Below are 24,407 nucleotides of genomic sequence, written 5' to 3'. Positions count from 1 at the left end.
CCGTACGCTCGGTCATGCCGGACATTCGAGGCATGGGAGATATGCGATGAGTATGGTTCAGCAGGCCATCGAGGTGAGTGCACCGCTGCACACGGTGTACGAGCAACTCGCCGCGTTCGAGAACTACCCGCGGTTCATGACCGGGGTCCGCGAGGTCACCGCGGTCGGCGACCAGACCCACTGGATCATGGACGTCGACGGCAAACGGCGCGAGTTCGACGCGCGGATCACCGAGCGCTCGCTCGACGAGCGGGTCGCGTGGTCGACGACGGCGGGGCCGCTGGTCGCCGAGACGATCACGCTTCGCCCGCTGGGCGAGACGAAGACGCAGGTCGTGGCCCAGTTCGAGGCGGACATCGCGTTTCTCCTCCCGAGCGACCGGCACGGCCAGGCCTCGCTGACCAGGCGGCTCAAGGAGGACCTGACCACGTTCAAGGGCCTGGTGGAGAGCGGCGTGCTGGGCGGGCGGCCGAAACCGGTCGGCAGCCGGCCGTCGCCGAAGCGGCCGACCCCGGGCGCGAGCACCAAGCGGCTGTCCGCCGTGCCGAACACGGCGGCCAGCCCGGTCGCGGTGGCCGCCCGGATCCGCAACCGCAATCCGCACCCCGGCGCTGGCTGGGGCACCGCCGATCCGGGCGCGATGGGTACGAACGTCGACATCTCCAGCGCGCCGGGCATCAAGAGCGAGCACGACCTCGACGATGTGCTGGCGCCCGGCCGCCGGATCGCGAAATCCGGCCCGATCAGCGGTGGCGCGGCCGGCACCGCCCCGATGGGCGGGCGCACCAACCAGAAGGACACCTGGGGCGACGGCATGATCAACGAGGAGGATCGCGGGTCGGCCCACGACATGTGATCAGATCGGGGCCGCCTCCAGCCCGACGATCAGGCGCGCACCCCGCGGCTCGGCCCGCTCGTAGCGGACCGAGCCGCCGTTCGCCTCCACCAGGTGCCGGACGATGAACAGGCCCAGCCCGGCGCCCCGGACGAACCGGTCGAACAGGCTCGGCACCAGCTCCTCGGGGATGCCCGGGCCGCGGTCCTGCACCACGATCTCGACCAGGTCGGCCCGGCGGCGGCCGGACAGCAGCACCGGCGGGGCGCCGTAGGCGACCGCGTTCCGCACCAGGTTCCGCAGCACCACGGTCAGGTGCCCGCGGTCGGCCAGCACGGCCAGTTCCTCGGCGATGTCGAGCTCGAGATCCAGCTCGACCTCCTCCTGCACCACCGTGGCCACCTCGAGCAGCGGCACCGGCGCCTGCCGCGCGGTGACCGAGCCGGTGTCCAGCCGGAACAGCAGGTGCAGGTCGTTCATCATCTTGATCAGCCGCTGCGTGTTCTTGTCGATCTTCGTGGCCAGTTCCAGCCGGATGTCCTCGGGCAGGTCGGCCCAGTCCGCCCGGAGCAGCTCGGCCAGGCTCGCGATCGAGCTGAGCGGCTGGGCCACGTCGTGGGTGAGCATCGAGGTCAGGTCGTTCTTGAAGGCCAGCGCCGCCGCCAGCCGGGCGTTGGCCTCGCGCAGTTCGGTGTTCTGCTCGCCGAGCGACACCTCGGCCCGCTTCCGGTCGGCGATGTCGACGTAGGTGGCCACGTACGCCCGGGGCGCCCCCGCCGCGTCCGGGATGGTCGCCATCGTCGCCAGCACCGGCACGGTCGTGCCGTCCACCCGCGGCAGCAGCCAGTCGCCGCCCTCGGCCGGTGGCAGCGGCGGCGGGTCGAGGCGGATCGGCTCGTCCGGCCCGTGCCCGGTAAGCTCCCGCCAGCGCCGGTTGACGTCGATCACCCGGTAGTTGGCGTCGAGCACCATCACCGCCTCGCTCATCGACTGCAGCAGCGCTTCCGCGAACTCCTGCGGGTCCTGCCCGGCGCCGGTCTCGGCGGTGCGCAGCGGCCCGGTCTCCGGCCGGGCCAGCACGGTGCCGAGCGCCAGGACGAGCAGCGCGCCGGCGACCGCCGGGGCCATCAGGCCGCCCCGGGGCACCAGGGCGACCAGGGCGATGATCGCCGCGCCGGCGACCAGCGGATCGGCGACCCGGAAGCGGGACCGGGCGATCCGCAGGTCCAGCCCGGCCAGGCCGAGTCCGGCCAGCACGGTGGCGGTCGCCGCGGCCGGGCGGGTGTCGAGGGTGAGCGCGCCGGCGCCGGCCGCGACCAGGGCCAGCACCACGGCGAGGGCGCGTGAGATCCGGCCGACCGGCAGCGCCTGGAGCAACAGCGCGATTCCGGCCGGAACGAGCGCGGCCGCCGGGCTGGGGCCCGGCGGCACGCGCGGAGTTGCGGAGAGGGAGCCGACCGCCGCGACCGCGACGCCGGTGCACCCGGCGGCGAGCCGGGAGAGCCTTCCCACATCATGCGCCGCGATATGCACATAATCACCTCGGATAAGAGGAAATGAGCATAACGCGGGTTATTCGGTCAAGTGGTTACTTGCCCGCCCAGTCGAAGCCCTCCTCGAGCACGACCCGCTCGGCGACCCGGACGATGTCCTCACGGAGCCGGTTGGCGTGGTGGCCACAGAAGGACAGCTCGCCGCCGCTGGTCAGGCTAACCACCAGCTTCGCGGCCGCGCTGCAACGGTCGCAGCGGTCGGTCATCGCATCAACGGTGGTGATCTCGGGCGACAGCAGGCTGGTCATATCGCTCTCCTTGCTCGGTGGCGGTGTGCAGCGGTACAGCGGGTAGATCGGCCCTCCGATGCACAGCCTTAGCTCTTTGCCCCCGGCGTTCCGGGTCGTCCGCCCTCGGCAGAAGATTCCCTCGACCGCCCCCGGCATGCGCATCCGCCCCCGGTGAACTGTGGGATGTCGCAAAGGCCGGGCGGTGCAACCCGGTGCCGATAGCGTGACCTGGGTACTCGACGCGCAACCAGGAGGACCCATGTCGCAGGCGCCCGACACGGAGAACCGGCCGACCGTCCTCGTCGTCGACGACGAGGAGGACCTGCGCGACATCATGCGCCGCATGCTGGAGCGCCGGGGTTTCTCGACACTGGTGGCCGGCGACTCGCAGCAGGCCGTCACGGTCTGCCGGGACCACCCCGGCGAGATCGACATCCTGGTCACCGACCTCGGCCTGCCCGGCGTGTCCGGCGGCGAGCTGTCCCTCGAGGCCACCGAGTTGCGGCCGAGCATGCGGGTCGTCTACATCTCCGGCCTGCCCAAGGAGATGGCCGTCGCGGACGGCCTGATCGAGCCGGACGCGCTGCTGGTCAAGAAGCCGTTCAGTACCGAGTTGCTGATCGAGGCGCTGCGCTCGGTGCTCGCCGAGCGGGCCACCCCGTAAAGCCCCGCAAAGCCCCGAAAAGCCAGGTAAAGCCCCGAAAAGGCCCGTAGATCCCGGCACCGCACCCGCACCCCGTCGTCTACCAACCGGGAACCCACCCCGGCCGACGGTGAAGTCGAACGAGCGATTCGACTATTCACGGGGGTCAAGACGTGGGTGCCAGAAAGGCAGCGATCGGGGCTGCGGCGATCGGGGTGGCGGTGAGCGCCGGCTTCCTCGTCGCGGATACGGCAGACGCGGCGAACACGCCGGCCATCCGCACTGTCTTCGCCGGCGACGACGCGTACGTCTCCAGCATGCGGGCCGGCACCAACTTCGGCGCCGCCGAGAAGCTGGTGGTGGGCTTCGCCGACGGCGAGACCAAGACCTCTTTCGTACGGTTCACCACCGGCGGCTTCCCGGCCGGGACGGCCATCGCCAACGCGCGGCTGATCCTGCCGTTCGACGGCAAGCCGACGCTGGACCGGATCACCGCCTACCCGGTGACCGCAGCGTGGAGCGAGAACACGATCACCGCCGCCAACCAGCCGGCGATCGGCGCGGCGGTCGCCTCCGCGGTGCCGAAGGCCGGCGACGGCTCGGTGACCCTGGACCTGTCGAAGGTGGTGACCCAGGCCGGCACGTACTCCTTCGCGCTGCGCTCGGCGTCGACCACCGCCGCGACCCGGATCCTGTCGGCCGAGTCGGGCGACGGCCGGACCGCCGGCCCGCGCCTGGTCATGAACTATGCGGCGGCCGACCCGGCCCCGGCCCCGACGCCGGCCACGCCCGCGCAGCCGGGCACCTGCACCACCGGCGCGCTGCTGGTGCCGAGCTGCGGCGTGCTCTGGGGCGCGGCGGCCGGCGGCTTCACCGACACCCCGCGCGACACGGCGCTCAAGAACTGGGAGGCGCTGACCGGCCGTACCGCGGCGATCTTCCACGCCTATCACCGGGGCGACGAGAAGTTCCCGACCAAGTCCGAGATCGCGATGACCGAGGACCCGGCGCACCCGCGGGTGTTGCTGCTCAACTGGAAGGTCGCGGCCGGCAGCACCTGGGCCGCGGTCGCGGCCGGCGACAAGGATGCCCGGATCGACGCGTGGGCGAGCTACGTCAAGGCCAACTACGGCACCAAGAAGTTCTTCCTCGCCCTGCACCACGAGCCGGAGAACGACGTGCAGCCCGCGGCCGGTTCGGGGATGACCGCCAAGGACTTCGCGGCCATGTACCGCCACGTCGTCCTGCGGCTGCGCGCCGACGGAGTGACCAATGTGGTCAACGTGCTCGCCTACATGGGCAACGAGAAGTGGATGGCGCAGTCCTGGTGGAAGGACCTCTACCCGGGTGACGACGTCGTCGACTGGGTCGGCCTCGACTCGTACGTGAGCGTGGAGCCCGGCTACTACCACTTCGGCGACTTCGGCAGCCTGCTCGACCGCAAGCCCACCGGCGGCGGTCTCGGCTTCTACGACTGGTCGGTCACCAACCACCCGAGCAAGCCGATCATGGTGGCCGAGTGGGGCATGTACCACCGGGTCGCCTACCCGACCAGCAAGGCCGCCGCGTTCGGCACCGTGGTGCCCGAGCTCGCCCGGCACCCGCAGGTCAAGGCGATCGTCTACTTCGACACCGCCAAGGACGACACCGGCGACCGGAACATCGCGGTCGACTCCACTCCGGACAGCCTGACCGCGTTCCGCCAGGTCGCGGCGTCGCCGGTGTTCGACGTCGCCATCGACAACAACTAGAGAACTTTATTCGCCCCCCTGGGGTCGGGCCGGTCCGCTGCGGAGGACCGGCCCGGCCTTGTTCCCGGGCCGTGGCACAAAAGACCAGGCCACGGCACGGTCAGCTCGCCGCGTCCCCAGCGGGCCGGCCCGTCCAGCAGCGGGTGCCCCTCGTCCCGCAGCCGGCGGCAGGTGGCCAGCCAGCGCTGCCGCGGGCCGAACGGGGTCGCCTCGGTCTCCCAGGCCCGGCCGACCGCGCGCAGCAACTCGTGCACCGGTTCGCCGTCGACGTTGTGGTGGATCAGTGACTTGGGCAGCCGCTCGGCGAAGGTGGCCGGATGGTCCAGATCGGACAATCGGGCGGAAAGGGTCAGCGTCCGCGGCTCGCCGTCCTCGACCACCGCCCAGGTGGCCACCCGGCCCAGCTCGTCGCAGGTGCCCTCGACCAGCAGCGCGCCGGTCGCGGTCATCTGCCGCCAGGCCGCGGCGACCTCCTCCTCGGCGTACTGGCGCAGCACGTTGAACGCGCGCACCACGACCGGGCGCAAGCCGGCCAGCTCGAAACCACCGCGGCGGAAGTCCAGCCGCGGCGGGTCGGCGTGTGGTCGCGCCGCTTCCACCCGTACGGGATCGATCTCCAGACCCACCACCGCGACGTCCGCCCGGACGGCCGTCGCCAGACGGCCCCGCAACTCCACCGCGGTGACTGGCGTGGCGCCGTAACCCAGGTCGACGACCAGCGGCTCGGCGGCCGCCCGCAGCAGGGCACCGCAGCGGTACGCGATGAAGTTGTCCACCCGGCGCAGCCGGTTCGGATTGGTCGTCCCCCGGGTGATCGCGCCGACGGGAGGCTTGGTCACCGGCTATTTCTCCCGAACCACCTTGTGCTGCGCGGCCTGGGCGATCGGCCGGATCACCAGCCGGTCGATGTTGACGTGATGCGCCCGGGTCGCCATGAACGTGACGCAGTCGGCGATGTCCTCCGCGGTCAGCGGCTCCCGGACGCCCTCGTAGACCGCGTCCGCCTTGGACTGGTCGCCGCCCATCCGGTTCAGCGCGAACTCGTCCGTACGCACCATGCCCGGGTCGATCTCCATCACCCGGACCGGCTTGCCGGCCAATTCCAGCCGCAGCGTCCCCATCAGGGCGTTCTGCGCGTGCTTGGCCGCGGTGTACCCGCCGCCGCCCTCGTAGACCACGAACGCCGCGGTCGAGCCGATCGTCACGATCGTGCCGGCGCCACTGGCCTCGAGCATCGGCAGCAGCGCCTTGGTGACCCGGAGCGTGCCGAGCACGTTGACGTCGTACATCCACTGCCAGTCGTCGACCGAGCCGTCCGACACCGGGTCGACGCCGCGCGCACCGCCGGCGTTGTTGACCAGCAGGGTGAGCGGGCCGCCGAGGCCATCGACGGTCGCCGCGAGGGCGGCCACCGCGGCGTCGTCGGTGATGTCGCACTCGACGGCCGTGGCGTTCCCGACCTCCTTGACCAGGGTCTCCAGCCGGTCGACGCGGCGGGCGGCCGCGACCACGTGGAAACCCTCCCGGGCCAGTCGGCGGGCCGTGGCCGCGCCGATACCACTGGATGCTCCGGTTACCACCGCGATGTTCACCATGCCCCTATCTTTCCCGATGACTTGGGTCACCCCCAGGCGCCTGCATGGTGGTTCGAGCGGCATCCGTGGGGAAGATTGACGACACAAGGAATTAACAAGCTTCGGAGGGACACATCGTGGTTGACTGGCCGACCCCGCGGCGCATCGCCACCCTTTCGGTGCATACATCCCCCCTGGAACAGCCCGGCACCGGTGACGCCGGCGGCATGAACGTCTACATCGTCGAGGTGTCGAAGCGGCTCGCCCGGCTCGGCGTCGAGGTCGAGATCTTCACCCGGGCCACCCGGAGCGAACTGCCCGCGGTCGTCGAGATGGCGCCCGGGGTGACCGTCCGGCACGTCTCGGCCGGGCCGTTCGAGGGGCTCGCCAAGGAGGATCTGCCCTCGCAGCTGTGCGCCTTCGCGAACGGCGTGCTGCGCGCGGAGGCGGCGCACCCGCCGGGCCGGTACGACCTGATCCACTCCCACTACTGGCTCTCCGGCCAGGTGGGCTGGCTGGCCCGGGAGCGCTGGGGCGTGCCGCACGTGCACACCGCCCACACTCTTGCCAAGGTCAAGAACAGGCTGATCGCGACCGGCGACCGGCCCGAGCCCAAGGCCCGGGTGATCGGCGAGGAGCAGGTGATCGCCGAGTCCGACCGGCTGGTGGCGAACACCCGCTTCGAGGCCCAGGATCTCGTCGCCTATTACGACGCCCCGCCCGCCCGGACCGTCGTCGTACAGCCGGGTGTAGATCTTGATCGCTTCCGCCCGGCTTCGCACGATCGCTCGCGGCTCGGTTTGCCGCCCGATGGAAGAATCGTCGCTTTTGTCGGAAGAATCCAGCCGCTGAAGGCGCCCGACGTGCTGATCTCGACGCTGCCGTTCCTGCGCGACCGCGAAACGACCTTGGTGATCTGCGGCGGCCCGAGCGGCAGCGGCCTCGACCGCCCGAGCGCGCTGATCGAGCAGGCGGCCTCGCTCGGGGTCGCCGACCGGGTGCTGTTCCTGCCCCCGCAGACCGGGGACGACCTGGCCGAGCTCTACCGCTGCGCGGACGTGGTGGCGGTGCCCTCGTACAACGAGTCGTTCGGGCTGGTCGCGCTCGAGGCGCAGGCCTGCGGGACGCCGGTGGTGGCGGCCGCGGTCGGCGGCCTGGTCACCGCGGTCCGCGACCGGGTGAGCGGCCTGCTGGTCGACGGGCATGACCCGCGCGATTGGGCGCACGCGCTCGACTCGCTGCTCGCCGCGCCCCGCCTTCGTGCCTCGCTCGCGGCCGGAGCAGTCGCGCATGCGGCAGACTTCTCCTGGGACCGGACGGCCAAGGGGCTGCTTGCCGTCTACCGTGAGGCCGTGGTGCAACACCGTGCGATGATCGCCGCCCGGCTGGAGGCGTACGCGTGGTGACCGACCTGATCGAGCGCGTGCTGTCCGACCGCGAGCTGGAGTGGGACAAGACCGGCGACTCCTCGTATGTCGTCACTTTGCCGGGCACGCACAAGCTCAAGACCGCGTGCAACCTGATCGTCGGCGAGCACGCGCTGCGGATCGAGGCGTTCGTGATGCGCCAGCCCGACGAGCGGCGGGAGGAGCTCTGGGCCTGGCTGCTGCGCCGCAACGCCCGGATGTACGGCGTCTCGTTCTCGATCGACGCGGTCGGCGACATCTACCTCACCGGCCGGGTGTCCCTGCGGTCCCTCGACGAGGACGAGATCGACCGGCTGCTGGGCTCGGTGCTCAGCTACGCCGACGAGTCGTTCGACACGATGCTGGAGATCGGCTTCGGCACCTCGATCCGCCGCGAATGGGAGTGGCGGGTCAAGCGGGGCGAGTCGCTGGCGAACCTGCAGGCGTTCAAGCATCTGGCCCCGCCGCCTCGGTAATATGATCTCCACCGAGACGCTCGCGGGGCCCGGATGTCGGACGGGTCGATCCGCCGATCGGCTATTTGTCGTTGACTGTGACGGTCCAGACAGATGGCAGACAGACAACTGGCTTGTGGGGCTTGACCTCGCCAACTAGCGTAATCAATGGACGCCGAACCGTTAGTTCGGGGAACTGGTGATCAGCAATGATCACCGCGGTCGGCGTTTGGGGACGGGTGGCATATGCCGTTGGGGGACGGCGCGACCCGAGACCGGCGGTTAGTGCGGGCGACGCCTATGGGGATGGGCGTCGTCCGCCGCCGCCGGCGCATTCTTTTCAGGCCTGAAGCATTCTGCCGTACGCGTCGGCGTGCCGCCCGCACCAGTCCACAAAGGACCTTGGCGCACGTCCCAGCAATTCCGCCACGGTGTCGCTGCGTACGCCCGTGGTGTCCGCCCGCATCAGCCGCAGCCCCTCGACCAACGCCTCGGCGAGAGCCGGCGGCGCGCCCTGCGGATACCGGAACCGCACCGCCTCCTGCGGCGTCGCCACCGCCCGCACCTCGATCGCCCGGCCGAGCGCCGCGCCGAGGATCGCGACCTGCTCCGCCACCGTGAACGTCTCGCCGCCGGTCAGCAGGTACTCCCGGCCCTGATGCCCGTCCTCGGTCAGCGCGAGCGCGGCGACCGCCGCGATGTCGGCCGGGTCGATCGGCGCCGACCGCCCGGGCCCGGTCGGGTCGAGCACGTAGTTCCCCTCGCGGATCGTCGGCAGCCAGTCGTAGGCGTTGGTCATGAACCCGCACGGCCGCAGGAAGGTCGCCGGGATGCCGGCCGCCCGGATCAGCCGCTCCCGCTCCCGATGCCAGCGGCCCATCGCCGGGACCGGGTCGCCGAGCACGGCATACGACGAGAGGTGCACGATCTGCCGCACGCCGGCCGTCCGGGCCGCGGCGATCGCGTGTTCGGTGTGCTCGAGCCCGATCCCCGGCACCAGCAGGAACAGCCGCTCGACGCCGTCGAGGGCCGGGGCAAGCGTCGCGGGCGCGCCCAGATCGCCGACCACGACCCGGCCGGGCGGCCCGGCCGCACGGGCGGCATCGCGGGTCAGCACGCGAAAGTCGGCGCCGCGCTCGTCGAGTTCGCGGACGAGTTCACGACCGACGTGCCCGGTGGCGCCGGTGACCAGTAGCATGACAACTCCAGTTCGTTAACCGGTTAACGTTTCGTCCCGCCGAACGTTAACCGGTTAACGATCAGTCGTCAACGGCCCACCGGAGGTCCCGTCTTGCCCGAACTCCTCGACCTGCACGGCCGGACGAACAAGGCGATCCGGGCGGCCCTGGACGCCGCGTTGCAGCGGCACGGCCTGCGCCTCGGGCAGGATCACCTGCTCGCGGCGCTGTGGGAGCGGGACGGCCGGACGCCGGGGGAGGTCGCCGCCGTCGCCCGGGTCAGCACCCCGGCGGTGACCAAGCTGGCCGCCCGGATGGCCGACGCCGGTCTGCTCACCCGGCGGCGCGACGATCGGGACAACCGGCTCGTCCGGCTCTGGCTGACCGACGCCGGGCGGGCGTTGCGGGGGCCGGTCGAGGCCGAACGGCGGCGCATCGAGGAGCGGATCACCGCCGATCTGACCCCGGCCGAGCGGGAGATTCTGCTGACGGCGCTCGCGAAGGTCCATCGGTCGGCGGCCGATCTGCCGGGCGGTGACCCGATCGGGGAGCCGTCGTAGCGGCGGTCTCCGCCCGGATCGCCGCCACGTGCCGCTCCCGGCTCGGCCCGGCCACCAGGTGCAGCCCCGCCGCCACCAGGCCGACGTCCCGGGTAGGCCGCCGGCCGTGTCCCGCAGCCAACCGCGCACCCGGGCCCCCTCAGCTGGAAGGAGTCTTTACAGTCCCGGTGGGAACGCTACCCGACGCCGCGGGCGTGGCGAGCAACTGTGCGATCCGTCGTTCCCGGCGCGGGCCGGTGACCAGGTGACCGACCGCCACCAGCGCGCACAGCCCGAAGCAGCCGAGCCAGAGCGCCGCGTCGCCCAGGTGCTGCTGGGTGAAGCCGCCGACGATCGGGGCCAGCGCCGTGCCGGCCGACCAGTTCAGCGAGCTGAGCCCCTGGTAGCGGCCACGCAGCGAGGGCGGGGAGAGGGCCGCCACGGTCGCCGCGTTGGACGGGGACTGCAGCATCTCGCCGAGCGTCCAGATCACCACGGTCAGCGCGAAGAACCAGGCCACGTTCGCGAACGCGACCAGCCCGAAGCCGACCCCCATGATCAGCGCGGCCAGGGCCAGCACCCGGGACCGGTCGTAGTTCTCGATCAGCCGCGGCACGAACAGCTGGCCGAGCACGATCAGCACCCCGTTCACCGCGATCACCCAGCCGTACGTCGGGGCGGAGAGCCCGTCGGCGGCCATCGCGATCGGCAGCGTCGACATGTGCTGCATCATCACGATCACGGTGCCCAGGCTGATCAGCAGGTAGAGCGCGAAGGTGCGGTCCCGCAGCGCCAGCAGCAGGCCGCCGCGCGACTGCCGCCGGGCCCCGCCGGGCGCCGCGCCGGACGGCCTCGTCTCGGCCAGGAAGGCCAGGCTGAGCAGCGCGGTGATCAGGGTGGTGCCCGCGTCGACCACGAACAGCAACAGATAGTCGGCCCGCGCCGCGAGGCCGGCGCCGATCGCGGACAGCGCGAAGCCCAGGTTGATCGCCCAGTAGTTCAGCGAATAGGCCCGCACCCGGTCGTGGTCGGGCACGACGTCGACCATCATCGCCGAGAACGCGGGCCGGACCGCCTCGGTGAACACGCCCAGCGCGAACGTCACGGCGAGGATCTGCCCATAGTCGTACGCGAAGCCCAGGGTGAGTATCAACCCGGCCGCACCGAACTGCGCGGTCAGCATCGTCGGCCGGCGCCCCCAGCGGTCGGCCAGCACGCCGCCGACGGTCGTGCCGATCGCCCCGCCGACGCCGTAGAGGCCGATGACGAGGCCGGCCTGGCTCTGGCTGAAGTGCCGCCCGCCGGTGAGGTAGATGGCCAGGAAGATCACCACGAACGAGCCGAGGCGGTTGATCAGCGTGCCGAGCCAGAGGAACCAGAACTGCCGAGGTAATCCACCCGTGGCCTGCCGAAACCAACCCCGCACGTCATCTCCCGGTAAGTGCCGCCAACCTTGATCCCACTTACAACCTAGGGGCGGCGGCAACCGAGTTTCCACGTGGTGGTCACCACTGCCGGGTCCGCGCTCGGCGCGATCGCGGCTGCAGCAGGATGGAGCCCATGACAGGGACTTTGGTGCTGCTGCGACACGGCAACAGCGAGTGGAACGCCAAGAACCTCTTCACCGGCTGGGTCGACGTGGACCTGGACGCCAAGGGCGAGGACGAGGCCCGCCGCGGCGGCGAGCTGCTGAAGGAGCACGGCGTCCTGCCGGACGTGGTGCACACCAGCGTTCTGCGCCGGGCGATCCGGACCAGCGAGATCGCGCTGCACATCGCCGACCGGCACTGGATTCCGGTGAAGCGCTCGTGGCGGCTCAACGAGCGGCACTACGGCGCGCTGCAGGGCAAGGACAAAAAGCAGACCCTCGAGGCGTACGGCGAGGAGCAGTTCATGCTCTGGCGCCGGTCGTACGACGTGCCCCCGCCGCCGATCGAGGCCGACTCCGAGTTCGCCCAGTTCGGCGACCCGCGCTACGCGACGCTGCCGCCCGAGCTGATGCCGAAGGCGGAATGCCTCAAGGACGTGCTCGAGCGGGCGCTGCCGTACTGGTACGACGCGATCGTGCCCGACCTCGCCGCCGGTCTGACGGTGCTGGTCGCCGCGCACGGCAACTCGCTGCGCGCGATCGTGAAGCACCTGGACGGCGTCTCCGACGAGGCGATCGCGAAGCTGAACATCCCGACCGGCTTCCCGCTGCGCTACGACCTCGACGAGACCTTCCGCCCGACCAACCCCGGCGGCACCTACCTCGACCCCGAGGCGGCCAAGGAGGCGGCCGCCGCGGTCGCCAACCAGGGTCGCTGATCCTTTCCAGCCAACGGAGAAGGCCGGGACGCCCCCGTGGCGTCCCGGCCCTCTCTCTGACCCGGCGAGCGTCGGCTCAGCTCGGGTCGGCGACCTGCTCTCCGGTGATCAGGTAAATCAGGTGCTCGCCGACGTTCACCGCGTGGTCGGCGTACCGCTCGTAGAAGCGGCCCAGCAGGGCGCCGTCGATCGCGGTCTCCGCGCCGTACGGCCAGTCGTCGGCGAGCATCACCGCGAACAGCTTCCGCTCGAGGCCGTCCATCTCGTCGTCGGTGCGCTCCAGCTTCGCCGCCTTCTCCGCGTCGGGGGCGGCCAGCAGGGTGGCGATCTGCTCGGCCATCCGGTCGGCGACTGCGGCCATGCCCTGGAAGACCGGGCGCAGCTCGGCCGGGACGGCCGGCGACGGGTGGCGCCGCCGCGCGGTCTTGGCCACGTGCTCGGCCAGGTCGCCCATCCGCTCGAGGTCGGCGGAGATGTGCAGCGCCGTGATCACCATGCGGAGGTCGCTGGCGACCGGCGCCTGGCGCGCAATGGTGTCGGCCACCTTGGCCTCGACCTGGTTGAGGATCGCGTCGACATCGACGTCCCGCTCGATGACCGACTCGGCGGCCTTGAGGTCGGCGTGCAGCAGTGCGGCTGTCGCCTTGCGCATGGCGGCCCGCACCGCCTCGGCCATGGTCACCAGCAGCCGGCTGATCTCATTGAGATCCGACTGGAACTCCTCGCGCATGTCCTGTCCTGGGGGTCGGGGCCGCCCCGGGGTTTTGGGCAGGGTGCGACCTTGGTTGATGCCTACCGTAGGTCTACACCACGGCCGCGGCGTGAACAGCGATGAACGACGCCGGGCGCAGTGGTGAACATTATTCGACACGCGCCCGATTTGTCCGATTCGACGTAGGAGCCAGGTAAACAATGACCCTACGATCGCTGCGTGGACCCGGCGTACAGCATCCTGCTTGCCCTCGCCGCGCTCGTCGTCGGCGCGGTCGCGGGCCTGCTGTTCGCTCGCTCCCGCAGGTCGCCGGAGCCGGCCGAGTCCGGCTCCCGGCCGAACGAGGGGGGACACACCATCGACACCGACGACGGGCCACACGGCGCGAAGAACGCCGTGAAGGGTCTGGGCCGCAAGAGCCTCGACTCGCTGCGGGTGGGTGTGGTCGTTCTCGACGCCGAGGACCACCCGGTGCTGGTCAACCCGGCCGCACGGGCGATGGGGCTGCTCCGCTCGGGCGGCGCCCCCGGCACCATCGCGGCCCACCCGATCCTGCGTACGCTGGCCGGCCAGGTCCGGCGCACCGGCGTGCGGCGCGAGGTGGAGCTCGACCTGCCCCGAGGGCGCGCGGGCGGCGCGCACGCCCCGCTCGGCCTGCACCTGCGCGCCGTGGCGCTGAACGCTACGCATGTCGCGATCGAGGCCGCCGACGTCACCGAGGCGCACCGGCTGGCCCGGGTGCGGCGCGACTTCGTGGCCAACGTGAGCCACGAGCTGAAGACCCCGATCGGCGCGCTGCAACTGCTCGCCGAGGCGCTGCTCGACGCGACCGAGTCGGCCGCCGGCCTCGAGGCCGAGGACGAGAAGTCCGAAGACCTGATCGCCGCCCGCCGGTTCGCCGAGCGCATCCACCACGAGTCGGCGCGGATGGGCCGGCTGGTCAACGAGTTGCTCGAGCTGACCCGCCTGCAGGGCGCCGAGCCGCTGCCCACGCCCGAGCCGGTCTCGGTCGACTGGGTGATCGCCGAGGTCATCGACCGCACCAGGACGACGGCGTCGGCGAAGAGCATCGAGGTGTCCTACGCCGGTCCCAAGGGCGCGACGGTGTACGGCAGCGACAGCCAGGTGGCCACCGCGGTGACCAACCTCGTGGAGAACGCGATCGCGTACTCGGGGGAGGACACCAAGGTCTCGCTCACCCTGCGTCAGGGCGACGACTGGGTCGAGATCGACGTCGCCGATCAGGGCATCGGTATCGCCCCGCACGACGTCGACCGGATCTTCGAGCGGTTCTACCGGGCCGATCAGGCTCGGTCCCGGTCGACCGGCGGCACCGGCCTGGGCCTGGCCATCGTCAAGCACATCGCCACCAACCACGGCGGTCGCGTCGACGTCACCAGCACGCTTGGTGATGGCTCGACGTTCACCCTGCGCCTACCGGCGCGCCCCCCTGAAGCCCCTTTGCCGTTACCGGCGGCAATTGAGATCGAGTCCGGTGCGGCCGGGCGCTAGTCCCCGGAACCGGAAGATGGAAGGAACCACATTGGCCCGCGTGCTCGTGGTCGAGGATGAGGAGTCGTTCTCCGACGCCCTGTCGTACATGCTGCGTAAGGAGGGTTTCGAGGTCTCGGTCGCGCCGACCGGCACCTCGGCACTCACGCAGTTCGACCGGACCGGTGCCGACATCGTGCTGCTCGACCTCATGCTTCCGGAGATGTCCGGCACTGAGGTCTGCCGCCAGTTGCGGCAGCGGTCCGCCGTCCCGATCATCATGGTCACCGCCCGGGACAGCGAGATCGACAAGGTGGTCGGCCTGGAAATCGGCGCCGACGACTACGTGACCAAGCCGTACTCGCCCCGAGAACTGGTCGCCCGGATCCGCGCCGTCCTGCGCCGCCAGGGCACCGAGGCGGCCGAGGTGTCCACCCCGACGCTGGCCGCCGGCCCGGTCCGGATGGACGTCGAACGCCACGTGGTCACGGTCGACGGCGCCGGCGTACAGCTGCCGCTGAAGGAGTTCGAGCTGCTCGAACTCCTGCTGCGCAACGCCGGCCGGGTGCTCACCCGGGGTCAGCTGATCGACCGCGTCTGGGGCGCCGACTACGTCGGCGACACCAAGACGCTGGACGTCCATGTCAAGCGCCTGCGCTCCAAGGTGGAGCCCGAACCGTCCGCGCCGCGCTACATCGTCACCGTCCGCGGCCTCGGCTACAAGTTCGAGCCCTAGGAAAGCTCGGCGGCCTTCGGTGAGGCGGGTTCTCGGCCGCCTCGCTGGTTCGCGACGACGGCCGCCGCGGTGGCGGGGTGGATGGCGATCAGGCCGGACTTCTCGCGGGCGGCGCAGAGCTCGACGAGCCTGTCGTAGGCGGCCTTGCCGACCAGGGCGGCCAGTTCCGGGCCGTAGGAGACGTACATCGGTTCCGTGCCGACGTGGGCCTCCGGGGACGATGTGCACCACCAGTCGAGGTCGGCGCCGCCCGGGCCCCAGCCGCGGCGGTCGAACTCGGTCAGGGTGGACTGGAGGATTTTGGTGCCGTCCGGGCGCTTGATCCAGTCCTGTTCGCGGCGGACCGGGAGCTGCCAGCAGACGTCCGGCTTGTAGGTCAGCGGGTGTACGCCGTCGCGCAGGGCCTGGGCGTGCAGGGCGCAACCGCCGCCGCCGGGGAAGTCGCCGTCGTTGAGGAAGACGCACGGGCCGTCCTCGGTGCGGATCGCCGTGCGGCGGGCCGGGTTCGAGCCGTCGACCGTGTCCATCTCCGTGTAGTTCTTGAAGCCCTTGCGGTAGTGCTGCCACGTCTGCGGGGTGAGCTTCGCGGCCGCGGCCTTCACCCGGCGCTCGTCGTCCGCGTCGGTGAAGAAGGCGCCGTGGGTGCAGCAGCCCTCGTGCGCGCGGCCGGCCACGATGCCGTGGCAGGCCGAGCCGAACACGCACGTCCAGCGGGACAGCAGCCAGGTGAGGTCGGCGCGGATGAGGTGCTGCTCGTCGGCCGGGTCGAGGAACTCGATCCATTCCCGAGGAAAGTCGAGGCCGACCTCGCTGGGCGGATTCTGGTCACGGCGGGTCACTCGCGACAGCGTACGCGTGCAGGTGACTATTACCGCGTTGCCGCCCGGTATCGCCCCATATACCCGTCCGGGGCGGGAGCCCCCGCGACAAACGGGTCTACCCTTTACCACGTGAAGTCCCGCGTCCCCGTCCTTCTGTCCAGCTCCTCCGTCTTCCCCGAGCCCACCGCCGCCGCCTTCGAGATGGCCGCCACGGTGGGTTATGACGGCCTCGAGGTCATGGTCTGGACGGACCGTGTCAGCCAGGACGCCGGCGCCCTCAAGGGCCTCGCCGAGCACTACGGCGTCCCGGTGCTCTCGGTGCACGCGCCCTGCCTGCTGGTGACCCAGCGGGTGTGGAGCTCCGACCCGTGGGAGCGGCTGGCCAAGGCGGCCGAGCTGGCCGAGACGCTCGAGGCACCGACCGTGGTGGTGCATCCGCCGTTCAGCTGGCAGCGCGACTACGCCAAGAACTTCGCCGAGGGCCTGGCCAAGGTGCAGCAGAAGCATCCGCACCTGAGCTTCGCGATCGAGAACATGTTCCCGGTCAAGATGGCGGGCCGCTGGTTCGTGCCCTACACCCCGGGTTGGGATCCGACGTCGGCCGGCTTCGACGCGTACACGCTCGACGTGTCGCACTGCGCGGCCTCGCGCATCGATGCCCTGGACATGCTCGACAAGATGGGCGGCGGCCTCCGGCACGTGCATCTGGGCGACGGCACCGGCGAAGGCCGCGACGAGCACCTGGTGCCGGGCCGGGGCAACCAGCCCTGCGCCGAGGTGCTGCGGACGCTGGTGACGCGCGGGTTCACCGGTTCGGTGGCGCTCGAGGTCTCCACCCGGCGAGCGGCGTCGCGGGCCGCGCGGGAGGCGGACCTGCGCGAGTCGCTCGAGTTCGCCCGGCGCCACCTGGCGCCGACTGAGTTTCTGGCTCCGCTTCGCTCCGCGGGCGATCGCCCCCGTTAGGCCGAGGAGGAGGCGGGGCGATCGCGTCGAACGGCCCCGGCAGTTACGCGGGCGTGAGGTTGGCGGCTCGCTTGCGGGCCCGGTGGGCGGCCACGTGCGACCGCGTCGCGCACCGCTCCGAGCAGAAGCGGCGGCAGTTGTTGGAGGACGTGTCGAGGTAGACGTTTCCGCAGCGTTCGTCGGCGCAGATGCCGAACCGGGCGCTGCCGTACTCGCACAGCCAGACCGACAGGCCCCAGACGGCGCCGGCCAGGTATTCCGCGCTGACCGAGGCGCCGCGGCTGGTCACGTGCATGTGCCAGTCGCTGGCGTCGTGCCCGGAGATGCGTGGCTGCACCGGGAAGTTTTCCAGCAGCGTGTTCAGCTCGTTGACCGCCTCGGCGTCCCGGCCGGTGGTGCCCAGCTCGAAGACGTCGCGCAGCCGGCGCTGGGCGCGCCGCAGCGCCCCGAGGTCTTTCTCGGTGACGTGCTCGCTCATCCAGCCCTGGTCGTCGCCGAACAGCGCGCGCATCTCCGCGATGTCGCTCAGATCCGCGTTGACGAGGTCGACGGCGGTCCGGGCGTACTCATCGAAGTTCACCCGACAACGGTAGCCGCACCTCGCCGGGACGGACACGGTTGCTGCGACCGGCGCGGTTTCGGGCGATACCCTCGGCGCATGTTCCGTTCCGTCTTCCTGGCCGCCGCGGACTCGTCCCGCCTGGGGCGGCTGGTCTCCGCCGCCTCGATCAGCAAGAACGTGGCCCGTCGCTTCGTGGCCGGCGATGACATCGAGGCCGTGCTGAGCACGGCCCGCGAGCTGGCCGACGACGGGTTGGCGATCACCGTCGACCACCTGGCGGCCGAGACGGCCAACGCCGAGGACGCGCAGGCCACCCGGGAGGAGTACGTCGCACTGCTGGGCCGGCTGCGCTCGGCCGGGCTGACCCCGGCCGCCGAGGTGAGCGTCAAGCTGTCCGCGCTGGGCCAGCGGCTGGACGAGAAGACCGCGCTCGAGCACGCCCAGGCGGTGTGCGCGGCGGCGGCCGAGGCGGGCACGTCGGTGACCCTGGACGCCGAGGACCACACCACCACCGATTCGACCCTGGAGATCCTGGCCGAGTTGCGCAAGGAGTATCCGTCGACCGGGGCGGTGTTGCAGGCGCACCTGCGGCGGACCGAGGGGGATTGCCGCGAACTGGCCACCGCCGGGTCCCGGGTGCGGCTGTGCAAGGGTGCGTACGCCGAGCCCGAGTCGGTCGCGTTCACCGATCCGCTGGATGTCGACAAGTCGTTCGTCCGCTGCCTGAACATCCTGATGTCCGGCGAGGGCTACCCGATGGTGGCGACCCACGACCCGCGGCTGATCGCGATCGCCGAGGACCGGGCGCGCTGGTTCGACCGCTCCGCCGACGAGTTCGAGTTCCAGATGCTGTACGGGATGCGCACCGCCGAGCAGGCCCGGCTGGCGGCCGGCGGCGACGTGGTGCGGGTCTACCTGCCGTACGGCACGCACTGGTACGGCTACCTGCTGCGCCGCCTTGCCGAACGGCCGTCGCTCGGGGTGCGATTCGCCCGTGGAGTCCCCAAAAAGGGCTAAAACCGCACGTATCCGGCGTGTCGGCCTTGACTTTTTGTGGCCATTTCACGGAACGCATCGCGTTGGTCACATTCGTATCGATACCGTTCTGATGACACGCACGTAAGCCGCCGCGTCGCGAAGCCTGTCCGGTCGCGGCGGAGCGTGCCTGCGAAAGGATCGGTGCGAGGGATGACGGGTCCAGCCCAGACCGAGGAACGCCTCTCGGAGGTACGGTTCCTGACCGTGGCCGAGGTGGCCGCCCTGATGCGGGTTTCCAAGATGACCGTCTACCGGCTGGTGCACGGCGGCGACCTGACCGCCGTCCGGGTCGGCCGTTCGTTCCGCGTGCCGGAGCACGCGGTGCACGACTATTTGCGGGGCGCCTTCTCCCAGACCGCGTAACGCTCCGGGGGTCATTTGGGCCTGTCGTGGATCGGCCGGTACGCTGGTGCGGTTGGTTCCCGGTCCGCCACCCGCCGCTGCTTCGCGCGGCGACCAGATCGGGACGCCGTCCAGATCGGAGCCGGTGCGTGCCGAGCGGCACCCCGGGTCCGAGCCACATGGTTTCGAGAGGCAAATTCGTATGGGCTCCGTGGTCAAGAAGCGCCGCAAGCGTATGGCGAAGAAGAAGCACCGTAAGCTGCTGCGCAAGACCCGCGTCCAGCGTCGCCGTCTGGGCAAGTGACGGCCGGCCAGGGGTGATCTCCCCTGGCCCCCGCGCTTGCCGCATTCCGCTGCGTCGGAAGGTGCCTCTGTGGTGACCTCACCGCCTCGCGTCGTCGTGGTGACCGGCGTCAGCCGGCCGCTCGGCGCCCGGGTGGCCGCCCGTCTCGCCGCCGACCCGCGCATCGAACGCGTCGTCGGCCTGGATCCGCACGAGCCCCCGCCGGCCCTCCGGGCCGATCTGGCCGAGGTCGAGCTGATCCGGGCCGATGCCCGCGCGGCCGTCGGCGCCTTCATCGACCTCGGCGCCGAGGCGGTCGTGCACATGGCGGTCAGCAGCGCGCCCGACGCGCAGCACGGCGGCCGCCAGGCGATGAAAGAGCAGAACGTCATCGGCACGATGCAGCTGCTCGCCGCCGCTCAGGCCACGCCCGGCCTGCGCAAGCTGGTCGTGCGCTCGTCCACGGCCGCGTACGGCGCCTCGTTCCGCGATCCGGCCGTCTTCACCGAGGACACCGAGCCCCGGGCGGTCCCGCGCGGCTCGTTCGCCCGGGACATCCTGGACATCGAGGGGTACGTGCGCGGTTTCCGCCGCCGTCGCCCCGACGTGCCCGCGACCGTGCTCCGGTTCGCGCCGTTCATCGGCTCCGCGGCGACCACCACGCTCACCCGCATGTTCGCCCAGCCGTTCGTGCCGACCGTCTTCGGCCGCGACGCCCGGTTGCAGTTCGTGCACGTCGACGACGCCCTCGAGGTCCTGCACCGGTCGGTGATCGAGGACCATCCGGGCACCTTCAACGTGGCCGGCGCCGGGGTGCTCGCGCTCTCCCAGGCCGTGCGCCGGGCCGGCCGGATAGCCGTGCCGCTGCCCGAGGGCACCCTCTCCACCCTGCTCGCGCTGGCCCGCAACGTCGGGATCGGCGAAATCGGCCTCGATCAGATCGACCTGTTCGTGCACGGCCGGGTGGTGGACACCACCAAGCTGGTCCGCGAGTTCGGCTTCACCCCGCGGGACACCGCCACCGCGTTCGACGACTTCATCGCGGCGCACGCGAACGGCTCGTCGCTCACCGCCGACCGGCTCGAAGCGGCCGAGCAGGCGATCCTCGACGGCGTCCGTCGCGCCCGGGCCGCGATCAGCGAGAAGGAGCGGGAAAACGCATCCGCCGGGGGCGAGGCGCCGTGAGCCAGCACGAGTACCGTGACATGCTGCCCGGCCACGCCGATTTCCAGCTGCCCAAGCCGGCCGCGCCGGTCAAGGTGAACGGCCGGCGGCCCATCCCGGAGGTGCCGCAGATGAACGGTCATCCCGAGGAGCCGGCCGAGGCGGTGACGGCCGAGCCCAAGGACGCGGTCGACATCTGGGATCAGCGGGTCGCGAAAGGGCTGGCCTTCCTGCGCCGGCGACTGGCCGGGGCGTACGAGGTCGATGATTTCGGGTTTGATCCGGAGCTGACCGACGCGGTCTTCCATCCGCTGCTGCGCCTGCTGTATCACGACTGGTTCCGCACCGAGGTGTTCGGCGCCGAGCACCTGCCGACCGACGGCGGCGGCCTGGTGGTGGGCAATCACTCCGGGACGGTCGCGCTCGACGCGTTGATGCTGTCGGTGGCGATCCATGACCGTACGCCGGCGGCCCGGCACCTCCGGCTGCTCGGCGCCGACCTGGTGTTCCGCGTGCCGTTCCTGAGCGAGCTGGCCCGCAAGTCGGGCGCCACGGTCGCGTGTAACCCGGACGCGGAGCGGCTGATGAGCGGCGGCCAGTTGGTCGGCGTGTTCCCCGAGGGCTTCAAGGGCATCGGCAAGCGCTACGCCGACCGGTACAAGCTGCAGCGCTTCGGCCGCGGCGGGTTCGTCTCGGCGGCGCTGCGCACCGGCACCCCGATCGTCCCGGTGGCGATCGTCGGCGCCGAGGAGACGTACCCGCTGCTCGCCGACGTGAAGCCGCTGGCGCGGCTGCTCGGCCTGCCGTATTTCCCGATCACCCCGACCTTCCCCTGGCTGGGGCCGCTCGGGATGGTGCCGCTGCCGAGCAAGTGGCTGATCCAGTTCTGCCCGCCGATCCCGACCGCGCATCTCACCGAGCACGCGGACGACCCGATGGTGGTCTACAACCTCGCCGATCAGGTCCGCGAGACGATCCAGGCGACGCTGCTGGAGCTGCTCGAGAAGCGGCCCGATCCGTTCGGGATCTGACGCAAGTCGCCTATAGTGACAGGTGAGGGGCGGGTCCGGTAATTCCCGGCCACCGCCCCTCGCCATGTGCTCTCCGGAACCGGGTCAGTTGCTCCCGAAGATGCCGCCGAGCACCCCGTCGAGCCCGCTCTCACCGGTGCCGGCGTCGGTGGTGGCGTCAACGGCCGGCGTCTCCGAGGTGACCGGCGTGCCGCCGGGCGGCAGGGCCGGCGCGGATGAAGAGGCCGACGCGTCCGGGGTCGCGGTCGGGTTTGCCCGCTCGGTCTTGACCTTCGACCCCAGGGAGTCACGGGCGCCTACCTTGCCGCTGTGCCCGTTGGTCTTGCCGGTGGCCGTGCCGGCCGCGCTGGTGGTGCAGTCGCGCAGCTTCGGGCCGAGCTCGTCGGCGCCGGCCGACAGCACCGTCGAGCAGTTCAGCCCGGCCCGCAGGTCGTCGGCGCGCCGGCCGACCGCGTCCAGCAGCGCCAGCGACGACGCCGCCCGCTCCCGGTTGGCCGGGCTCAGCCTGTTCAGCACCGGCATCAGCGTCTGGCGCTGCCGGTCGACGAACGCGTCGACGGTGGCCAGCGGCTTGACGTCGCGCCGGGCGACCGCCGAGGTGTGCAGCAGCCGTACGCCCTTGCGGGTGTCGTTGTCCATGTCGTCGAGCACCCCGCCGAAGCCGGCCGCGTCGCCGGCCATCGAGGCCGCCTCGGTGAGCCGGGTCCGGGCGAAGTCCAGCGAGAGCTGGCCGCGGCTGACGTCCGAGCCGGCCATCGCCAGCTGGGCGCGCTCGGTGGAGCGCTTGACCCCGTACAGGGCGTCGCCGGGCGACGCGTTCTCGCTGGCCGCGGAGATGCCGGAGACCGCCAGCGCGCCGGCGGCGACGCCGATCACGATCGCGCCGCGCGCCCGGATCCGCCGGCCGCCACGGCCGATGACCAGGCCCCGCACCCCGTGGGACGCGGGCGCGGCGACCGGCGCCGGCTCCTCGGGGAAGTCCCCGATACCGTCCCGCTCGGCGGTGGCGACCAGCATCGCCCGCAGTCCGACACGGAACTCGGAATCGACCGGGATCTCGGGGCGCGCGCCCCGCAGGCTGCGTCCGATGGCGACCAGTTCGGCGAGCCGCTCGTCGGCGGGCTCGTGGCTGTGCGGCCGGGCGCCGATGTTCTGGCTGCCGGTGTTCTGGCTGCCCGTGTTCTGGCCGCTCGGGTTCTGGTCGAGAAGCTCCGCGAAGCGCTCGGCGCTCCGCCGTTCCAGGAAATTCAAGTTCACCGCGGGCACCTCCCCTCGCTCGTGAGTGTCTCGTCGGCAGCGTCGCCGACGGTCGCGACGATGCCGATGGCCGCGAAGGCCGCCCGGGGTCGCACCCGGACAAACGCGTGAGGCTCAGCCCCGGTTACGGGGACGCACGGCCGATATCGGGAAACGTTGATCGACTGTCGGGTCACCACTGGAACCCTTCGGGCAGCAGCCGGGCGAGCGCCCGGACGGCCCGGTACTGAAGGGCCTTGATCGCGCCCTCGTTCTTGCCCATGGTCTGCGCGGTCTCGGCGACCGAGAAGCCTTGCAGGAAGCGGAGCACGATGCACTCCTGCTGCTCCGGGTTGAGCTGCTTGACCGCGGTGAGCAGGGCGACGTTGGTGATGTGGTCGACCACGGCCGATTCCGGGCTGCCCTCCGGCCCGCGGTCCTCCCGGTCCGCGTCCAGCACGTCGCCGGTGGTGACCTCGAGGCGGTAGCGGCCCGACTTGAAGTGGTCGGCGACCAGGTTGCGGGCGATGGTGACCAGCCAGGCGCCCAGGTCGCGGCCCTGCCAGGTGAAGCTGCCGATCCGCTTGAGCGCGCGCAGGAAGGTGTCCGAGGTCAGGTCCTCGGCCAGCTGCCGGTTGCCGACCCGGAAGTAGACGAACCGGAAGACGGTGTCCATGTACCGGTCGTAGATCAGCCCGAACGCCTCGGCCTCGCCGGCCTGGGCCCGCTCGACCAGCGCCCACACCTCGGCCGCGGCGTCGCCCGGGTCGGGGCGGGCACCGTACTTGGGCGGCTCGGCCTTGGGCGTCTCAGTCTCGGTCGGCGGCCCGGTGGTGCTCTGCGCCGGCACGACCACGGTCAGGTCGCCGGCCGGGCTCTCCGGCAGGTTGCTGCGCTGTCCCGCGGTGGGTTGCGCGGGCATCGCCGGCCGCCCGGGCGCGGTGACGCGGCCGCTGCCCGGAATGGGTTTGGCGTTGCCGTTGGGCGGGATACGGACTCCGGGCGACTCGTTGACGTGCCGGCGGTTGCCGGTGCGTTTGGCGCCGTCCCCGCTGATCATCGAGTCGACGGACTGTCGCAGGGCGCTCAGCCCCGCGTTGACGGCCAGGTGGTACGGGTCCCCGGCGTACACATGACTCACTGCGCCTCCTCAACCCGGCGGTTCTGGTCCGACCGCACATCCGTCCCGCCAGGCGTGGACGTGCGACGATTCCGTGCTTTTTGTGGCACAGCGGCCTCCTCGGGATGAGGGGTGATCACTCATAGCAAAACGGGTGGGGCGGCCCACAAAAAGTCGGTCCAACCTCACCCAGGGCTGTGGAGTCCGTTACACAGACGCGAAGTATCACGGACACCGAACACACGGAGTCGCACACCGTGTGCGCTGCGCGAAAATAGTACGAAGTGGCGCACACAAGGCACAAGGAACGTCTGCCACGATGGGGGACGGGGCTCTCCGGGTGCGTTTCTTCCTGAGTGACCTGCTCGATGAGCATCGATGTCGACCCGTTGCAGCACTCGATGGCCGGTTGGTATGGGTTGGTTGACCGGTTTGCG

25 protein-coding genes and 1 pseudogene are annotated in these 24,407 nt (G+C 71.2%); 15 read left to right on the top strand and 11 right to left on the bottom strand.

Features of this window, described 5'->3' with window-relative positions; genetic code table 11:
* Positions 1–46 precede the first annotated feature (46 nt).
* A complete protein-coding gene (locus IH26_RS0137615) occupies positions 47–856 on the top strand; it encodes an SRPBCC family protein (protein ID WP_034216776.1) in 810 nt (269 codons plus the stop codon).
* Here the strand turns inward: IH26_RS0137615 and IH26_RS0137610 are convergent, their stop codons facing one another.
* Together IH26_RS0137610 and IH26_RS0137605 are read right to left on the bottom strand one after the other, a co-directional pair.
* The gene (locus IH26_RS0137610; RefSeq protein WP_030441051.1) at positions 857–2,368 is read right to left on the bottom strand and encodes a sensor histidine kinase; all 1,512 of its coding nucleotides are present in this window, start codon (positions 2,366–2,368) and stop codon (positions 857–859) included.
* Between the two features lie 55 nt (positions 2,369–2,423).
* On the bottom strand, positions 2,424–2,636 hold the full coding sequence (locus tag IH26_RS0137605; protein WP_030441050.1) for a DUF7455 domain-containing protein: 213 nt from the start codon (positions 2,634–2,636) through the stop codon (positions 2,424–2,426).
* A 241-nt stretch (positions 2,637–2,877) separates the two neighbouring features.
* Here IH26_RS0137605 and IH26_RS0137600 point away from each other — a divergent pair, with 241 nt between their 5' ends.
* A complete protein-coding gene (locus IH26_RS0137600; protein ID WP_030441049.1) occupies positions 2,878–3,282 on the top strand; it encodes a response regulator in 405 nt (134 codons plus the stop codon).
* Between the two features lie 152 nt (positions 3,283–3,434).
* The gene (locus tag IH26_RS0137595) at positions 3,435–5,012 is read left to right on the top strand and encodes a CBM96 family carbohydrate-binding protein (RefSeq protein ID WP_030441048.1); all 1,578 of its coding nucleotides are present in this window, start codon (positions 3,435–3,437) and stop codon (positions 5,010–5,012) included.
* Here IH26_RS0137595 and IH26_RS0137590 read toward each other — a convergent pair.
* Positions 5,009–5,851 carry a hypothetical protein gene (locus IH26_RS0137590; RefSeq protein ID WP_034216774.1) on the bottom strand — a complete coding sequence of 281 codons (843 nt, stop codon included), beginning with the start codon at positions 5,849–5,851 and terminating at the stop codon, positions 5,009–5,011. The two genes, IH26_RS0137595 and IH26_RS0137590, sit on opposite strands and share 4 nt — an antisense overlap.
* A 3-nt stretch (positions 5,852–5,854) precedes the next feature.
* Positions 5,855–6,607 (bottom strand): SDR family oxidoreductase, encoded by a 753-nt coding sequence (locus IH26_RS0137585; protein WP_030441046.1) that lies wholly within the window; start codon positions 6,605–6,607, stop codon positions 5,855–5,857.
* A 113-nt stretch (positions 6,608–6,720) separates the two neighbouring features.
* Between IH26_RS0137585 and mshA the strand changes: the two genes are divergently transcribed.
* Together mshA and IH26_RS0137575 are read left to right on the top strand one after the other, a co-directional pair.
* Entirely contained in the window at positions 6,721–7,992 is a 1,272-nt protein-coding gene (mshA, locus tag IH26_RS0137580) for a D-inositol-3-phosphate glycosyltransferase (protein WP_051809237.1), read from the top strand.
* On the top strand, positions 7,986–8,468 hold the full coding sequence (locus tag IH26_RS0137575; RefSeq protein WP_030441044.1) for a type III secretion system chaperone family protein: 483 nt from the start codon (positions 7,986–7,988) through the stop codon (positions 8,466–8,468). The genes mshA and IH26_RS0137575 overlap by 7 nt, the downstream gene beginning before the upstream one ends.
* A 319-nt stretch (positions 8,469–8,787) precedes the next feature.
* Here the strand turns inward: IH26_RS0137575 and IH26_RS0137570 are convergent, their stop codons facing one another.
* Entirely contained in the window at positions 8,788–9,645 is an 858-nt protein-coding gene (locus IH26_RS0137570; protein WP_030441043.1) for an NAD(P)H-binding protein, read from the bottom strand.
* 93 nt (positions 9,646–9,738) lie between these two features.
* Between IH26_RS0137570 and IH26_RS0137565 the strand changes: the two genes are divergently transcribed.
* A complete protein-coding gene (locus IH26_RS0137565; RefSeq protein WP_030441042.1) occupies positions 9,739–10,185 on the top strand; it encodes a MarR family winged helix-turn-helix transcriptional regulator in 447 nt (148 codons plus the stop codon).
* Positions 10,186–10,324: 139 nt separating this feature from the next.
* On the opposite strand, the gene IH26_RS0137560 is transcribed toward IH26_RS0137565, so the two are convergent.
* Positions 10,325–11,590 (bottom strand): MDR family MFS transporter, encoded by a 1,266-nt coding sequence (locus IH26_RS0137560; RefSeq protein ID WP_051809236.1) that lies wholly within the window; start codon positions 11,588–11,590, stop codon positions 10,325–10,327.
* 125 nt (positions 11,591–11,715) lie between these two features.
* Between IH26_RS0137560 and IH26_RS0137555 the strand changes: the two genes are divergently transcribed.
* Positions 11,716–12,471 carry a phosphoglyceromutase gene (locus IH26_RS0137555; protein ID WP_034216771.1) on the top strand — a complete coding sequence of 252 codons (756 nt, stop codon included), beginning with the start codon at positions 11,716–11,718 and terminating at the stop codon, positions 12,469–12,471.
* Positions 12,472–12,547: 76 nt separating this feature from the next.
* On the opposite strand, the gene phoU is transcribed toward IH26_RS0137555, so the two are convergent.
* Positions 12,548–13,201, bottom strand: a complete 654-nt coding sequence (gene phoU / locus IH26_RS0137550; RefSeq protein ID WP_030441039.1) for a phosphate signaling complex protein PhoU — start codon at positions 13,199–13,201, stop codon at positions 12,548–12,550.
* Between the two features lie 201 nt (positions 13,202–13,402).
* Between phoU and IH26_RS0137545 the strand changes: the two genes are divergently transcribed.
* Positions 13,403–14,695: a sensor histidine kinase gene (locus tag IH26_RS0137545; protein ID WP_030441038.1), complete on the top strand. Its 1,293-nt coding sequence runs from the start codon at positions 13,403–13,405 to the stop codon at positions 14,693–14,695.
* 31 nt (positions 14,696–14,726) lie between these two features.
* Positions 14,727–15,410, top strand: coding sequence for a response regulator transcription factor (locus IH26_RS0137540; RefSeq protein WP_020512993.1), 684 nt, complete (start codon positions 14,727–14,729; stop codon positions 15,408–15,410).
* Here IH26_RS0137540 and IH26_RS0137535 read toward each other — a convergent pair.
* A complete protein-coding gene (locus IH26_RS0137535; RefSeq protein WP_034216768.1) occupies positions 15,407–16,249 on the bottom strand; it encodes a DUF3109 family protein in 843 nt (280 codons plus the stop codon). The genes IH26_RS0137540 and IH26_RS0137535 overlap by 4 nt on opposite strands.
* Positions 16,250–16,360: 111 nt before the next feature.
* Between IH26_RS0137535 and IH26_RS0137530 the strand changes: the two genes are divergently transcribed.
* Complete coding sequence (locus tag IH26_RS0137530) at positions 16,361–17,194, top strand: sugar phosphate isomerase/epimerase family protein (protein WP_030441036.1); 834 nt, start codon at positions 16,361–16,363, stop codon at positions 17,192–17,194.
* A 43-nt stretch (positions 17,195–17,237) separates the two neighbouring features.
* Here IH26_RS0137530 and IH26_RS0137525 read toward each other — a convergent pair whose 3' ends face one another.
* Positions 17,238–17,774, bottom strand: coding sequence for a CGNR zinc finger domain-containing protein (locus IH26_RS0137525; RefSeq protein ID WP_030441035.1), 537 nt, complete (start codon positions 17,772–17,774; stop codon positions 17,238–17,240).
* A 78-nt stretch (positions 17,775–17,852) separates the two neighbouring features.
* Between IH26_RS0137525 and IH26_RS0137520 the strand changes: the two genes are divergently transcribed.
* The 5 genes from IH26_RS0137520 (at position 17,853) to IH26_RS0137500 (ending at position 21,614) form a co-directional block, all read left to right on the top strand.
* Entirely contained in the window at positions 17,853–18,773 is a 921-nt protein-coding gene (locus IH26_RS0137520) for a proline dehydrogenase family protein (protein ID WP_030441034.1), read from the top strand.
* A gap of 171 nt (positions 18,774–18,944) precedes the next feature.
* Positions 18,945–19,157, top strand: a complete 213-nt coding sequence (locus tag IH26_RS0137515; protein ID WP_020512985.1) for a helix-turn-helix domain-containing protein — start codon at positions 18,945–18,947, stop codon at positions 19,155–19,157.
* 181 nt (positions 19,158–19,338) lie between these two features.
* Complete coding sequence (locus tag IH26_RS58740; protein WP_007465623.1) at positions 19,339–19,440, top strand: 30S ribosomal protein bS22; 102 nt, start codon at positions 19,339–19,341, stop codon at positions 19,438–19,440.
* A gap of 69 nt (positions 19,441–19,509) precedes the next feature.
* Positions 19,510–20,604 (top strand): NAD-dependent epimerase/dehydratase family protein, encoded by a 1,095-nt coding sequence (locus IH26_RS0137505; RefSeq protein ID WP_030441033.1) that lies wholly within the window; start codon positions 19,510–19,512, stop codon positions 20,602–20,604.
* Positions 20,601–21,614, top strand: a complete 1,014-nt coding sequence (locus IH26_RS0137500) for a lysophospholipid acyltransferase family protein (protein ID WP_084599419.1) — start codon at positions 20,601–20,603, stop codon at positions 21,612–21,614. Before IH26_RS0137505 ends, IH26_RS0137500 begins: the two co-directional genes overlap by 4 nt.
* A 354-nt stretch (positions 21,615–21,968) precedes the next feature.
* Here IH26_RS0137500 and IH26_RS0137495 read toward each other — a convergent pair.
* Together IH26_RS0137495 and IH26_RS0137490 are read right to left on the bottom strand one after the other, a co-directional pair.
* Positions 21,969–22,871: pseudogene (locus IH26_RS0137495) on the bottom strand (DUF5667 domain-containing protein); the annotation flags it as partial.
* Between the two features lie 172 nt (positions 22,872–23,043).
* Entirely contained in the window at positions 23,044–23,910 is an 867-nt protein-coding gene (locus tag IH26_RS0137490) for an ECF subfamily RNA polymerase sigma factor, BldN family (RefSeq protein ID WP_425394431.1), read from the bottom strand.
* Between the last annotated feature and the right edge of the window lie 497 nt (positions 23,911–24,407).

The organism is Actinoplanes subtropicus (assembly GCF_000721705.1).
GTDB lineage: Bacteria > Actinomycetota > Actinomycetes > Mycobacteriales > Micromonosporaceae > Actinoplanes > Actinoplanes subtropicus.
This window is presented reverse-complemented; position numbering and strand designations above follow the sequence as displayed.